The sequence below is a fragment of the Bariatricus sp. TF06-38A genome (assembly GCF_027690675.1).
Taxonomy (GTDB): domain Bacteria; phylum Bacillota; class Clostridia; order Lachnospirales; family Lachnospiraceae; genus Allocoprococcus; species Allocoprococcus comes.
Genome location: NZ_JAQFCE010000010.1, coordinates 64,251 through 78,231, shown reverse-complemented (window position 1 = coordinate 78,231; position 13,981 = coordinate 64,251). Strand labels below are relative to the sequence as shown.

Annotated in this window: 12 protein-coding genes and 3 pseudogenes; 1 reads left to right on the top strand and 14 read right to left on the bottom strand. The window is 46.5% G+C overall.

What is annotated here, in order from left to right; genetic code table 11:
• Window positions 1-141 precede the first annotated feature (141 nt).
• From PG418_RS09635 to PG418_RS09570, 14 genes and pseudogenes are all read right to left on the bottom strand, one after another.
• Window positions 142-1,191 (bottom strand): annotated as a pseudogene (locus PG418_RS09635) (VirD4-like conjugal transfer protein, CD1115 family); the annotation flags it as partial.
• Window positions 1,192-1,325: 134 nt separating this feature from the next.
• Entirely contained in the window at window positions 1,326-3,233 is a 1,908-nt protein-coding gene (gene ltrA, locus PG418_RS09630) for a group II intron reverse transcriptase/maturase (RefSeq protein ID WP_129796045.1), read from the bottom strand.
• A 706-nt stretch (window positions 3,234-3,939) separates the two neighbouring features.
• Window positions 3,940-4,737, bottom strand: a pseudogene (locus PG418_RS09625) (type IV secretory system conjugative DNA transfer family protein); the annotation flags it as partial.
• Window positions 4,734-5,210, bottom strand: coding sequence for a PcfB family protein (locus PG418_RS09620; protein ID WP_223385988.1), 477 nt, complete (start codon window positions 5,208-5,210; stop codon window positions 4,734-4,736). The pseudogene PG418_RS09625 and the gene PG418_RS09620, both read right to left, overlap by 4 nt.
• A gap of 45 nt (window positions 5,211-5,255) precedes the next feature.
• Complete coding sequence (locus PG418_RS09615) at window positions 5,256-6,071, bottom strand: hypothetical protein (protein WP_117442480.1); 816 nt, start codon at window positions 6,069-6,071, stop codon at window positions 5,256-5,258.
• Between the two features lie 17 nt (window positions 6,072-6,088).
• Window positions 6,089-6,505, bottom strand: coding sequence for a DUF3846 domain-containing protein (locus PG418_RS09610; RefSeq protein ID WP_064786913.1), 417 nt, complete (start codon window positions 6,503-6,505; stop codon window positions 6,089-6,091).
• Window positions 6,502-7,332, bottom strand: a complete 831-nt coding sequence (locus PG418_RS09605; protein WP_117552643.1) for a hypothetical protein — start codon at window positions 7,330-7,332, stop codon at window positions 6,502-6,504. Before PG418_RS09605 ends, PG418_RS09610 begins: the two co-directional genes overlap by 4 nt.
• 18 nt (window positions 7,333-7,350) lie before the next feature.
• Window positions 7,351-9,279 (bottom strand): LPD1 domain-containing protein, encoded by a 1,929-nt coding sequence (locus PG418_RS09600; protein ID WP_223387514.1) that lies wholly within the window; start codon window positions 9,277-9,279, stop codon window positions 7,351-7,353.
• A gap of 126 nt (window positions 9,280-9,405) precedes the next feature.
• Window positions 9,406-10,308 (bottom strand): hypothetical protein, encoded by a 903-nt coding sequence (locus PG418_RS09595; protein ID WP_187566420.1) that lies wholly within the window; start codon window positions 10,306-10,308, stop codon window positions 9,406-9,408.
• Between the two features lie 82 nt (window positions 10,309-10,390).
• Complete coding sequence (locus PG418_RS09590) at window positions 10,391-10,672, bottom strand: helix-turn-helix domain-containing protein (RefSeq protein WP_005361060.1); 282 nt, start codon at window positions 10,670-10,672, stop codon at window positions 10,391-10,393.
• Window positions 10,673-10,704: 32 nt separating this feature from the next.
• Window positions 10,705-10,929 (bottom strand): hypothetical protein, encoded by a 225-nt coding sequence (locus PG418_RS09585; RefSeq protein ID WP_055156485.1) that lies wholly within the window; start codon window positions 10,927-10,929, stop codon window positions 10,705-10,707.
• Window positions 10,930-10,942: 13 nt separating this feature from the next.
• Window positions 10,943-11,923 carry a toprim domain-containing protein gene (locus PG418_RS09580; protein ID WP_055156483.1) on the bottom strand — a complete coding sequence of 327 codons (981 nt, stop codon included), beginning with the start codon at window positions 11,921-11,923 and terminating at the stop codon, window positions 10,943-10,945.
• 77 nt (window positions 11,924-12,000) lie between these two features.
• Window positions 12,001-12,873: a DUF6017 domain-containing protein gene (locus tag PG418_RS09575; protein WP_187566419.1), complete on the bottom strand. Its 873-nt coding sequence runs from the start codon at window positions 12,871-12,873 to the stop codon at window positions 12,001-12,003.
• 29 nt (window positions 12,874-12,902) lie between these two features.
• Window positions 12,903-13,424, bottom strand: a complete 522-nt coding sequence (locus tag PG418_RS09570; protein ID WP_005361050.1) for a DUF5720 family protein — start codon at window positions 13,422-13,424, stop codon at window positions 12,903-12,905.
• A gap of 269 nt (window positions 13,425-13,693) precedes the next feature.
• On the opposite strand from PG418_RS09570, the pseudogene PG418_RS09565 reads away from it, so the two are divergent.
• A pseudogene (locus PG418_RS09565) lies at window positions 13,694-13,858 on the top strand (tyrosine-type recombinase/integrase); the annotation flags it as partial.
• Window positions 13,859-13,981: the final 123 nt, after the last annotated feature.

Sequence of the window (13,981 nt, the reverse complement as noted above, 5' to 3'; positions counted from 1 at the left end):
ACAGCACGGCGGCATGGGGCAGGAAAAATCCTGCGGTTATTTACTTTTCAGGGAGAATCACGAATCCTCAAAAAATCCTCCTTTCATCGTGACAAAAACAAAGCCTGCCAGGGCGTCATGCTTTGACAGGCAGGAACAACTTTATAAAGTCTGGGAAGCCAGATCTTCGGCTGTGACTTCATAATTGCGGTATCGTTCACCGGGACGCATCGGCATCCGGGTAGAAAGAAACTTTTCGATATTAAAAGCGTTCTTCTCATTAAAATCGGAAAGCAGTTTGTAATTTGGGTGTTTGGTTATATCGTATTTCCGGGAGAGGAACGGCCGCACACCCCTGATCTGCAACAGACATTTACCCCCGTCCATGACTGCCAGTTCATCCACCGACATCAGATCCTTTCCCAGCTTTTGAAAATTTTGTCCGTGGGATTCCTGATTGCCCTTTGTGACACTGGTGTTATACAGGTCGATGGTCTCTTTCCCCAATAGGGAGTTCCAGCTTTTTAAGGTGGTTTCTTCTTTGCCTCCTAAGAAAAGGGAGGCGTCACAGTTACCGATGATGGTGTCCATGTTGTCTTTATACAGGGCTTTGAGCTGGCTTTGCGCCTGCAGCACCAGGCAGGCAGAGATCTCACGGCTTCGGATGGTCGCCATAAGACGCTCCAGGTTCGGGATCTGCCCGATATTTGCCGCCTCGTCGATCAGGCAGCGCACATGGATGGGAAGCCTTCCACCATATACATCATCCGCCCGCTCACACAAGCGGTTAAACAAAATGGAATAGATCAGACTGATCAAAAATGCAAAGGTCCCGTCCGTATCACTCATAATAAGGAAAAGAGCAGTCCGTTCATCTCCCAGCATATCCAGATCCAGTTCGTCATACATGGTAATTTCCCTGACTTCTTTAATGTCAAAAGGAGCCAGTCTGGAAGCACAGGAAATAAGGATCGACTTGGCTGTTTTTCCGGCAGCGAGCTTATATTTCTTATATTGACGCAGGGCAAAATGATCCGGGTCTTTCTGTTCCAGCGCGTCAAAGAGAAGGTCAACGGCATTTTTGAACGACTCATCATCCTCACGGACTTCCATTGCGTTCAGCATTTCTACCAGTGTGGCAAAATTCTGTTCGTTTGCCGGAGCCTCATAATAGATATATCCGATCAGTGCCGTATAGAGCAGGGTTTCTGCCTATAGTGATAGGTAAGGTTTTGATATTATCTCCACCTTTTCCCCCACTTCACACCGGACATGCGACTTTCACCGCATCCGGCGCTCCATCGATTGTCTTCACGAGACATTTAATCAGTCACCAAATTTAAGTTTTATATTATTGCTGACAGGTTCGCCTGCTCTCGCAGACTATTGATTTTCACGAGCATCTTTTTTGTGATATTGAGTGTTTTTATCAGGTCTTTTATTACTGCTTGGGGCAGTTCTTGTAACAGAATCAGATATTTTTTGTGAATCAGAACCATGTTTTTATATCTTTCAAATCCACCAAGTGCTCTTGGTACTTTGAGCCATACAGCTACATGTTCCGCATCTGCGAATTCTTCTCCACTGATTGCACATTTTCCCTTTTGAGCAGAAAATAAAGATATTTTACTGTCATGGTATTCTGTGCTATGACCAACGGATATTTTTTCTCTCAGTCCTTTCAGAACATACTGATTAAGGTTAAGTTCTGTATGAATCGGAGCACGACCTTCTTTTGTATAACTACAAACGATTGATCGCTTCGCCATCGGTATTTTATTTTTGATGAATGCAATCGGATAGATCATCTGGTCAATTCCTGAAACATATCGAATCATTTTTGACTGTCCGAATCTTTCCTTTTCTGCTTGGGTGATAGTTCCACCCTCATGTTTTAGCATACTTCCTGTTTCTGTATTTAACCTGTTCGTCAAAACTGTCATTACTCGCCTATGGAATTCTCTGCAATCAATACTGATACAGGTGGCAAGCTGATAGTAATTCTGTATGCCTAACACCATAGAGTTATATAGCTGAATTTCTGATAAACAACTTTTTTTCTCTCGGGGTTTTGCGATGTTTTTCGCTTGTTCCACTAGCTTTGCTCTTTCAATTTCAACCTTTTTGTCACAGATTGCCGACTGCACCACATATTTATGATGCTTCAACCTTACCCTTATTTTGAATCCAAGAAACTCTGACCACCGTTTTCTGGTGTTCACAATCCTTGTTTTCTCAGGGGACACCTCTAATTTCAACCTCTCTTCAATCCACGCCGTAACCGCTTCTTTTGTCCTGACTGCGTCCTCTTTCGTTCTACAGAAAATCCTAAAATCATCCGCATACCGAATGATATGCATTTCTTTCATTTCTGTGTTTTTCATAATCCTATAACCATGGCTTTTATCAAAAACTTTAGTTTTTCCGATTATTCTTTCTCGCCCTCTGCTTATAGCAATCGGATTTTCCTCCCATTGACTAGCTATCCACCAATCCAATTCATTTAGAACGATGTTTGCCAGTAGTGGTGAGATAATTCCTCCCTGTGGTGTACCCTTGTTGGGCAGTACCGTTGTATTATCGGGCATTTTAATTGGAGCTGTTAGTATTCGCTTGATAATAAAAATCAGCGTTTTATCATGGATACCCAGCGACCATATCTGTCTGATTAACTTGCTATGATTTACGTTATCGAAAAATCCTTTAATATCAAACTCAATAACATAATGAAGATTCATCATTTGAAGCATGGTGTAGGTTCTGTTAATGGCATGTTCAACGGATCTATTCGGACGAAATCCATAACTATTATTGCAGAACTTTGCTTCGCAGATTGGTTCCATGATCTGCTTGATACATTGCTGTATCAACCTATCCCATATGCATGGGATTCCCAGCGGACGTGTTTTTCCGTTTGGTTTCGGGATATCTTTCCGTCTTACAGGCTTTGGTCTGTAGCCGTGTTTGCTTCCGGTAACAATAAATCTCACTCTTTTTACCACATCATCAGGAGTTTGACTCCCAATATCTGTGATGTTCTTTTTGTCTGTTCCTGCCGTGTAGCTGCCTTTGTTCGCTTTGATGTTTCGGTACGCAAGTAAAATGTTATCCCTGCTCAGCATCAAATCCATAAGATTCTCAAATACTTCACCGTTCTGACTTTTTTGATATAGTTCATCAAAAGTACCTTGCATTCCGTAGTACTCCGCATGACGCAAGTCATCTACACATAATGTTTTACTTTTCTTTGGCATAAGGCATCACCTCCTCTCGAAAGTGACCCTTTTGGTCTTACTCGTAATCCTTATCATTAGACTGAATAATGCCTGTTTATTTCAACCGACTTGTGACCATTCCTCCGAGTTCCTCTTTTTCGCAGAACTCATCATAAGTTCGATCACGGCTTTTCAGCACCAGTTCACCTGCTTATTTTCTTCGTCAGGCTATCCCCTAATGGAATCTGGTGCCTTTCCACGTTCCGATAATCCTATCTGTACATATATCCTTAGATCTCTGCTATAGTCCTGTCAGCTTGGATGTGCCTGTAACACAACATGGTCGTTCGTAGGGCGAATTTCTACTGAACCACACTGACTGCGCTTTAACGCACCCATACATTTCTATATGGTCTTCTTTTAGAACCGTACATTCGCAGTTTTCGTCAGTTTACTCGCCAAAGTAAACATTCTAATCATAGATATTTTATAGATCCTAGACCTATAGGTAGCGCACCCCACCTCTGGGGCGTTTTCGAGAATCTTTTGGCAGATTCCTACGACTACTCTCGGTCGTTGTCACGGAGCTTCTCACCCCAACCATTACAGCTGACGCAAGTCCGTCAAGGATAGACGTTTCAGGGCGTTACCCCATCATTCCACCTATCGGATTACCAGTTCACAGACTGGTTATTATTTAATAAACCAACACTGTGCGCAGACTTTTTACCGCCTGCGAACGTGTCGCACTGACCCAGAAATCGTCTCCGGCTTTTCCTTCGCCTTTGGTATTGGCGATTAGGGTAGTGACGATCTTCAGAATATCTTTCTCGGAATGAATGTAGGCGAACGGGTTAAAGTGCATACTTTTCTGGAAATTGATCGTATTGAATACCCGTATTTTATAGGACTCATAGATGATCTTTCCTTTTTCATTACGCACAGGCTTTCCGTCCTTGTCCAGCTTTGGTGTGCCTCGCTGCAACATCTTTCCGCATTCCACAAGGACTGTACCTTTCGGATCGGTGACGACGTAGGAACTGTGCATTTGCATCAGATTGGGCTTGATGAAAAAGCGCGTTTTTCCCGAACCTGATCCTCCGACTACCAGTACATTTTTATTTCTTGCATTGGCCGGATTTTTGGGCCTTCCGTTTAACATCAGTCCTTCACTTTGGGTAAGAATGATATTGTTTTCCGGATTTGGGTCCATAAACGGGGCAATATCGGCTTTATTTCCCCATCTTGCAGAACCATATTCCACATTTTTGCGGTATTTCTTAGCGTCTTTCCCTCTAAGATAGACTGCCAGCCGCATAATGGCTGCACCGCATAAACCAATCAGCCAGTCCATTGCCGCTCCCGGCCACATACTCTGAAACGCAAGGGCAAAGCCTTCGGACAGTCCTAACAGCTTTTGGGAAGCGTCTGCTCCGGGAGCCAGACGCACCGCCTCGCCCAGCTTGGCAAATACCAGAAGGAACAGAATATAAGGCAGATGGAGAATGACCTGTTTTTTCAGTGTTTCTGCATCAATCTTCATCGTTCCGGTCCTCCGTGTTCTTTGTTCTTTACACGGTCACGGCCAAGCGACTGCGCCAGTTCTTTGAACTTATGAAGCTGTGTAAGCAGCGACGGTCTGGTGCTGCGTGTAAGGTCTTTCTTCGTATATTCCTTAAAAGCTGCCGTCAGTGCATCCGCCTGGTTTGCCTTGAAATATACCGTCCATTTTGGGGGATCGGTCCCAAGTTCCTTTTCTATATGGTAGCGTACCTGATGTTTCCTGGCATACCGTTCAAAAGAGCGGATTCGCCCTGAAACTTCAATGGTATTGGCTCCGGGGTCTTTATAAGTCAGCCGCTTCATGCTGTTGCGCCCGACTTTTGGCATTGTGCGTTCCTGTTCCATCTTTTGGAGTACCGCAGCAATAGCCGCACGCAGTACCCGCCCTGACAGTTTTGCTGCCTGTATAGAAACAGAAACCGTTCGTTGTTCGAGATCTTCCTGCAAGAGCATCCTCCTTTCTGATAAAATCGGTATTTATAATATGGAAATAACTTTTTACCGGCTTTCCCCAAGAACCTGCTGTCGAGAAGCGTGTTCAAAGGCTTTTGCTGCCTGATCGACCTGAATTTTAGCATGTTTCAAAAGCGTCTTGATGATCGTAGCCGGGCGTTCCTGTTCCTCCAGATGATCGACCATCCCTTTGCACTCATCCGGGAGGTATTCCGCCATATCTTTCAACACATCGGAAAAGTTACCCATAAAGCCCCAGCAGCTATCCGACAGCTCCCCGTTTTTATAAAGCTCAAACCCATAACATTCGCCATGCAGATAGGAATCGTAAGCGGCGACTTCACTGCGCATCAGTGCGTCCGCTTTCTGCCGGATGGCGCCGGTCATCTTGTCAGCGTCAAATTCCTTTAGGGCATCTTCTTTGGAAACATAGATCCAGCCGACCTGTCCGCTGTCCCATTCTGCATGAGGGGCCCTGCCTGAGAAACTTTCTGTACTCATGGCAAGACCTGAGTGGTCGTAGAGATAGAGGGGGAGCATCAGATACTTTTCCGAAATTACTTTCTGCATTGCTTCATCGATCGCCCGTTCCTCTGTCTTTGGTCCATGCCGGAAACGGCTGCTTACAATGTTTACCATCCGTTCATAGCGTTTCATGCCGGCTTCATCATGTCCTACGGTATCTAAATACATTTCCCGCAGGAAGTCGTCTTTGTCCATATAGTTGTGATGGTCGCCCAGCGCATAGCGGGGATGGAAGCATACCATCGTCCCAAAATGTTCATCTACCTCACGGGGAGAGATCAGAATATCGTCCGGCTGCACCATAAGGGCATAAGGTTCATTTACTGCCATTAACATAATTGGCTCCTTTCTTTCTACAAATCCGGGCCGGAATGGTGCATCATCGGTTTTTCCCGGTGTTCATTGGTTGCAGGCTGCTTGACTGCAATGATCTCGCCGGCAATCCTTGCAAATTTTTCAGGGTACTTGAACTGCTCCCCGTATTTCTCCATCAAGTCCGGGGAAAGGTCTGTAAAATCTTCCTCGCCAAGACCAACGATCAGAAAATTCCCGGACACAATATCATAAACGTGGCCGTCATCATCAAAGAGAGCCCGGTTCAGAGGCAGTCCCATCAGCTTGCCTTCATCATTGCAGATCAGAGCCACCGGGTCCTCATACGGATAGACCGCCTGAATGTCTCCACCCACTGCCGCCTGCAAAGATTTCAGACCGCTTTCAATCTCCGCAGCATAAGGGGACTTGCCCGGCTCTACCATTAACACTTTCATAACTGTATATCCTCCTTCTTTTTCATTGCCATACCGGGAGCGGCTGGCGTTTTTTCCTGGGTTTTTGCCACAGAGAGCTTCCCCAGGACGGAAGGCTTCTCCTGGTTTTGGGGCGTAAAAATACCGCCCTCCGAAACCTCGGCGGCGGCATGTTCCGTTTTGGTCTGTTCCAGTCCTTCAACCGTATAACCAGGTAAGAGAGTGCCATGAACCATAAAATGACGCTCATATTCTTTCGGAATTGGCGGGGAAATTTCCGTGAATAAATGGGAATAGGCTTTCTTCCGCCCGTCCAGGTATTTTATGGCTGCATTCTTATCTGTATATCGTTTCTGGTTTTGTCCGGCAATCTTTTCTCCATATCCCTGCTTCGGGGAATGAATACGGACTTCCCATGTCACATACCAGGCAACCGGAATACTCTGTTTTGTTTCCCTGTCATATTTCGTATCTTCCCAAATACTGCAGGTCATCTGATAGACCCGGTTGCTGATTTTCTGATCCGCCCTCCAGTTATCGGTGTCTTTCCACTGATTGCCGGTATGTTCAATCTCAGGTGTACGAAGATATTCCAAAGCCCGGTTGATCGTCTGTGTTGCCGCTGCCTGCTGTTCCCACTGTTTTGCGGCAGCCACCACGATTTCATAGGCTTTCTGCTCCCCGTCGATACTTCCCTGGCGCATGGCTTCCAGGCTATCGGTTCCCATTGTGATCAGTGTAGAAATATCCACATTTTCACAAACTACGCTGTGCTCAATTTTAAGCTCCGATCCCGGCGTCAAGTGGTCGCCATACCGGTAGGCACGATAATCTTTATTTTCTTCCAAAATGCTGTTCACCTCCTGCTATATTTCCGGCTCGTGGTTTTTTCTGGAAAACGTCTGTGCCGGTGATTTTTTATCTGCCGGCCTGTTTGCCGCAAGCTGATCCATCACGGAAGGACGGCCGACGCCGAACATGGATAGCTGCCCGTCCGCCGCCTCACGAAGTTCAGAAACAGAGAGGGGAAGCGTTACATCGGCATGGGTCAATAGCTGTTCCCGTTTCAAATCCTGAATGATCTCGTCAAAAACAGCGTTGATTGCACGGCGTTCTTCCCCCACAGGGAAGGCTTTCAATACCTCCATTTCTCCGTCTTTACCGGAAACCAGGGTAAGGGCACAGTCGGCATGGCCTGCCAGATAATCCGATGTGTAGGGCAGTTTGTCCTTGATATAACAGGCAAAGGCTCTGGCTGTCATTTCCACATTGCTGTCCCAATAACCGCCGTCTTTTTCACATTCTTTTCCCATGCGTACCGAATTACGGTAAAAATCAGTTTCCGTCCGTCCAATCTGCGGAGCTTCCTGCGCCTGCATCCCGGAAAGCATACGCTCAAAAATTTCCAGCCGTTCCCGTTCACTTTTGGGAATTACCCGGCCGGTAACATTCTTCTTAAATGCGCTGATCTGTTCCACAGAGCCGGGTTCGCCGGACAAAAATGCTTCCCGCAAGACTGCGTAGGTTTCCATCTGTTCCTCATTGCCATACCGTTTCAGGGAGGCAAGAACCGAGGAATCCAGCCAGCTTGCCGCATTTTTCCGGGTGCGTTCTGTTTGTGCTTCCGTGCGCTTTGCTGCCTGTTCCGGTGTTTCCGGTTTATACTTCATGGTGTCAATGAGTTTTTGGAACGGCGCATAGAGGTGGGGCTGTTCTGACAGCATCCCTTTTGCTCCCATCTTTGTACCAAGATAATCGTCAAGTCCATGCCACCATTCATGTGCCAGGGAACCGGCCCCGTGCATTTTTGTAAGATTGATGACTGTACGCAAAGGTTCATAATGAGCTGCAGCATTGCCACTGCCTCTTGCACCAAAAGCGATAGCAAGTGTTCCCTGATAAGCAATATCTTTATCGCTGATCTTAAGGGCTGACGCCAGATCCTTTAGTGCTTCAAATCCCATGTTAAGGGAGGTCTGCCGGTCGTTCTGGTTCATCCAGTTTCCAAACTCACCGCCGCGGAACCCAAAGGTATCAAGATAATGCTGTCCGGTGATCTCCACGCCATTCCGATAATCCGGTCCGGTACGTTTGACATGGGCAAGCTGTGGAGGGACAAAACGGATCTTTCCGTTTTTGTTCCTGCCTTTGGCAAGTTCCTGCACCCATTTCAGGGCAGCTTCTTTGGTCTCAAAATTGGTCCGCAGGATCGAATAGCCTTTTGTCACATAGTAGGTACCGGGTTTCCAGTCCCCATTTTTAGAATAGGTCTGTTTCCCGTCGTTGAAGTGGATCGCATAACCTTTCGGTATTTTCTGCTCTTTGGAAACACAAAACTGTTCCTTTTTTGCTTTCTGAGCAAAGTTGCGCTCAAAATATTCAGCCGAGCGGATCAGCATGGTATTGGACAATTTGTTTGTGATCACGGGATTGTCCTGTCCCTTTTTCGTTGCCCGGTAATGGATTCCGCTTCCCCAGCCCTGTACCTTTTCTAAGTATCCATTGTCAGCGAAAAAGCGGTCATAGGCTCTTATGGCATCCTCCACAGTACGGACATCTGAAAGCACTGTCTGCAATTCCCGGACTGTTTTTATATATTCCTTTTGTCTCGCGGTCCGTTTTTCCGGGGTGTCATCCGTGCGGTAATACTGAGGGGAAGCGTTTAAGCCGTCCCTCGCTTTTTTGATAAAATAGACCACGCCAAGAGGAATCCCTTCCTCCAGCATGGCTGCATAGTCCGGCTTTTTCCAGACATTATCCTTTTTCACAAATTTTTCGGCTTCGCGCTCATTCATGGCTTCCAGATCATCCGCATACAGCCCGCGGTCTTTCCACAGGTCTTTTTTCGCACCGCCGATCTTTTCGCCGAAATCTTCATGCACTCCTGCCAATCTTCATCACCTCCAGTCTGTGTAGAATTCTTATCGCTCCGGGGCAGGGCGGCGTTCTTCGTTTTTGAGAAGTTGTGGGAGGTTTCCTGTGAGCCGGTCAGTTTCCCTGCGGATCAGTTTGTCCAGAGCGCCTAAATCCTCCGGTGCAATGGCAAACTCCCGGTAATTTTCATACCACAGGCCCGTAGAGACTGCCGCAATGGGCGCAATTTTCTCCGAACCGGATGGAAGAAGGCGATACACAGGGGCTTCGTCATAAAGAAGCATCTGTTTTGCCGTTCCCTGTGGTATGCGGTACTTATCCATATCCGGGTTCTGGGCTGCCTCCATATATTGCATATTCAGGCGTTCTTCTAAATCCTGGGGCATATAACGAAATGCCTGATCCATCCACTGTCTGAACATCGTGGAATAGTGGTACTGCCATTCCGTAACTTGATTCGGGGCATAAGAAAACCCCCAACTTTTCAGAGCATCTTTTTCGTAAAGCTCCATTTCAGTCCATTCTTTCAGGCTGACCGTAGCCGCTGAACCATCTTTGCGTTCGATATTGACGCCGCAAGGATAGAGGATATTTCTTTTTATATCCTGCCGCAGCGTGTCTAAATCCATCATCAGGACATCTCCGTACAAGTGACCGCCCTCTCTGCGATCCGTATGAAACAGGAAAGCCCTCGCTCCGATAAACTCCGTTGTTGAGATCATTTGATAAAGATCCGCCGTAGAACAATAAGCAAACAAAGCGTCGGAAAGCCATATGTGATTTTTTCCCATGATGGCAATGGAATCAGCCCCGGTATTTGTCGCCAGAGAACGCATATTAAATTCGCATTCCCTAAGAAAATCTCCGGCAAAAATATGGAGCTCATACGCAAAGACGGATAAGTCTGTATCACGGATCAAATGAATCTGCGGTAGTGGTTCCTGATTCAATCAAATTCCTCCTTTCATGTGAAGCAGCTCTTTGACCTGCTCATTTTCCGCAAACGGCTGGCTATCTGTCTCCGCCATTTAATCAATCCCTCCCATCTGCCGGTAGCTGCCCGCCGGCAATCTTGCCGACAATCTCCGGACCGGTTTCATAAATCTGCATGAGGCGTTTTGCTGTGCCGCAGGGCTGTGCAGCTCCGCTGGTCCAAAGACGCACTGTGGATGGGGCAACATTCATCAAAAGAGCAAAGCCCTTTTCGTTCATGTCCAGCTTTTTCATCAGCGATTTAACCATATCGGGGCCGTAGTCTGGACACCGGGAAGCCTCGGCAATCATCTGCAAAGCGGTATTTTCAATTTTTTTCATTTTCAAATCCTCCTGTTATTTGTTTTCCAGCCTTATGCCGGAGCAAAGCTGATCTGGTTGTGTTTCATCCTTTTGGCAAAATCCGGCAGCGAATAATTTACCCCGTCAATTTCTGCATGGGTGTCATCCAGACGATGACAAACAGCAAAGTGCCTGTCCCCGTTTCCATAGAACAGGCAGAGTAAACCATTGTCGGGAATGGAAAACAGCGCTTTTCCGGCGCTGTCTGTAAAGCAGATATGTTGAGATCCATTCATGTTGAAATCCTCCCTAAATTGAAACAGCCGCCTCTTTTGGGCGGCGTTGGTGCTGGCTGGTTTGCAGTTGTTCCCGAACCAGCAGCAATTTCTCATTGTAATCTTTTCCCATCCGGGGAGGGTTGACACTTACCCGGATATGACGGAAACGTTTATCCTCGTGAAGCATGGTCTTGATTTTCCGGGCATTGACAAATCCGGCAAGGTCGTGGTCCATATAAAGGGTAACACGCCGTATCTCCGGGTGGCGTTCCAGGAAAGAAGTCAGCGCCACATGGGAAGTACCGCCCAAAGACAAGCGATAACCATTCCATTTCCATCCCTCCAGCTCTTGAAGTGTCGCATGGGAAAGCGCATCAATAGGAGCTTCAAAGACTGCCACATGCCGGCTGCCCGGACTTTGCGGGGGATAACAAAAGTTATATCCTTTGTCGCTGCCATAGACATCCTTTTTGAGATTGCCGCTGATACTGCGCATACAAGCAAACTTCGCTTTCCCGGAATCATCTTTCCCAACAAACACACAAACCGGTTCTCCATGATACCGGGCTTCGTAAAAAATCCCGGCTTGTAAACACTGGCGAATGACTTCTGAGCTGATCCCCCGTTTCTGCAAATAGGAGACCGCAGCGGTCGCGCAACGTCTGGCCCAGGGGAGAGCGAATGTTTTCTTTTCCGGCTCTTTTGATACCTGTATTTCTGCCGTACTTCGGTAAGCCGGTTCCTGTGGGATTTCGCCACCTACCAGAGCATGAACCGCATCCACAAGACCATATCCCCGAATCTGGATCAGGTAGTCCAGCGCATTGATACTCCGTCCGCGGCTGTTCCAGTACCAGTACCTTTTCCCGGTCACATATACTAGACTGTCATGCTCCTTATGCCGGAAATTAGGTCCATCCTGTTTCAGCACGCCGGGTTCATGGAATTGCAGGTAAGTAAACAAGTCAGCTTCCCGCGCTGCCTGAATCTGTTCTTTGGTTACGCCGGGCATAGTACCGGCACAGTGTTTCTTTTCATTGTGCTTTGCCTCCTTCCTGTGATGAAATGAAAAAAGACACCCAAAGGTGCCTAACAGCCGTACAGGTCGTGATTGACCTCGGCACGGTAATAGCTGTCCATTGTAGCCGGGGCATTATACAGCGCCGCCAGCAGATACGCTTTGATGTTTCCGACCTTCGTTGTGTTCTTGTCGATACAGTCAAAGACATACTCTAAGTGGCCGGAATTGATCTTCAGGAACCGGCTCTTGACGATCTCCCTCGGAAAATCATCTCCGGCAATGCGAATGTAAGGGCGTTTCGACAAAATCACTTCAAGCATAAGTTCAAGGGCTTCATCCAAACGTTCCCTGCCATACCGTAAGACCAGTAAGTCATATTCAATATTTTCTTTGATGATTTCACGATAGGCTTCTATCAGCTCTATCCGATCCATCCCATCCGTGCGGTTTGCCGCTTCCGGCTCTGCCGGATAGATTGATGGATACGTTATTGATTTATCTTTTTTTGATTTTTTTGTTTTTAATGGATTAGTATTTAATTGTGCCGGATTTTCCTGTTCAGGTTCCGCCTGTTTAGGTTTTGCCTGTTCTGGTTTTACCTGTCTTGGATTTTCCCGTTTAGGTGAAAGCCCTGTGTTTTCGGTACTTACAGGCTGCTCATGGATCGTATATTCAATGTCTCCCAACTGCCCGTTATCATAGCGGAGGCGCTGTCTGGTGAGATAACCATGCCGCTCCAGTTCCTTCAGGGCAGTAGTGATAGAATCCACACCATCCTTGCAGATATGGGCGAGTCCCTTTGTGGTATAATCCCAATCTTCCGGCAGCGACAACATAAGTGATAAAAGCCCCTTTGCCTTTAAGGACAACTCCGTATTGCGCAGATGGTGATTGCCCATTATCGTAAAGTCCTTTGTTTTCTCTACACGGAATACTGCCATTGTACCGCCTCCTTTCTTCGACTATTCCGTTACAAGGCATGATCCCTGCGGTCATAATGGAGATGACCGTCAGAGACCTTCGCATGGTTTTTCAGTTTCACTTCGCCCCGTTCCTGGCTCTCTAAAAATTTCTGATAGCCGGCATCTGTAAGGAACAAGCGCATCTTATCGCCTTTGTCGCCAACAGGGGAATCGTAAGACAATACATCAAAGACGATCATGTGCTTTACTTCTGGATCAAAGCGTTCAAGTGCCATGATGTCATGCCCCTTCAATTTTTCTGCCCCTGATTGTTGTCTGGCCTCGGCGATCTTTTCTCCAATCGTCCGGGCTGGATAGGGCAGACGGTAATTCTTCTGAATATCTTTTACCAAGTCCATGCACTCTGCATTTGACAGAACACGAAGTTTTGCCATAAGACCTTCTGCCGCCTCCCGCTGTTCGGAATTATTTGAATACCGCACGGTCATATAAAGTTCATTCAGGATCTTTGTCTGATAATCGCCCTCCACTTGAAAGAGCAGCTTTTTTTCCATTTCGTTTAATTCCATGTGGATCTCCTTTCTCTCGAAAATGAGTATGAAAAAAGGGCGTCCACCTATAAAAGTGAAACGCCCACGGCAACCAGCGGTCAGACATAAAGCCGGACCGCTGGCACTATTAAATTTTGTCGTTAATAAAACAGCCTCCTTTTTTCTTTATAGTTTTCGTCAATTTTCAACTTGGAAAAGGAATTGAATAAAAGACGACAAACGCTCAAACCCCTTGAAAATAAAGGCTTTTTCTGTTTGTCGTTATTATACCGTAACGGCATACACACGCAACACTGTTGATTGAATCCGGTGCTGATGTTAAGAATGTTCAGACACGATTAGGACACACCAACATAGAAACCACATTGCAGACCTACGTGCATGATACTGAAAAGATGGCTGAACGTTCTGTTGATCTCTTTGAAAAAATCACACAAGCAAAAACGTCATAAATAAAAATATTGGGAGTGAATCCGATAATTGTTCAGCGTGTTCACTCCCTTTTCTTTGTTCAGTGATAATTTTAAAAATTACGGTGGCAAATGGGTGGCAAATAGACTGAACTCCACTTATAA

Excerpts from the sequence above, each read along its gene's own strand:
- ltrA (WP_129796045.1), bottom strand. The coding sequence starts at position 3,233 with ATGCCAAAGAAAAGTAAAACATTATGTGTAGATGACTTGCGTCATGCG.
- PG418_RS09620 (WP_223385988.1), bottom strand. The coding sequence starts at position 5,210 with ATGCTCTTGCAGGAAGATCTCGAACAACGAACGGTTTCTGTTTCTATA.
- PG418_RS09615 (WP_117442480.1), bottom strand. The coding sequence starts at position 6,071 with ATGTTAATGGCAGTAAATGAACCTTATGCCCTTATGGTGCAGCCGGAC.
- PG418_RS09610 (WP_064786913.1), bottom strand. The coding sequence starts at position 6,505 with ATGAAAGTGTTAATGGTAGAGCCGGGCAAGTCCCCTTATGCTGCGGAG.
- PG418_RS09600 (WP_223387514.1), bottom strand. The coding sequence starts at position 9,279 with ATGAATGAGCGCGAAGCCGAAAAATTTGTGAAAAAGGATAATGTCTGG.
- PG418_RS09590 (WP_005361060.1), bottom strand. The coding sequence starts at position 10,672 with ATGAAAAAAATTGAAAATACCGCTTTGCAGATGATTGCCGAGGCTTCC.
- PG418_RS09585 (WP_055156485.1), bottom strand. The coding sequence starts at position 10,929 with ATGAATGGATCTCAACATATCTGCTTTACAGACAGCGCCGGAAAAGCG.
- PG418_RS09580 (WP_055156483.1), bottom strand. The coding sequence starts at position 11,923 with ATGCCCGGCGTAACCAAAGAACAGATTCAGGCAGCGCGGGAAGCTGAC.
- PG418_RS09575 (WP_187566419.1), bottom strand. The coding sequence starts at position 12,873 with ATGGCAGTATTCCGTGTAGAGAAAACAAAGGACTTTACGATAATGGGC.
- PG418_RS09570 (WP_005361050.1), bottom strand. The coding sequence starts at position 13,424 with ATGGAATTAAACGAAATGGAAAAAAAGCTGCTCTTTCAAGTGGAGGGC.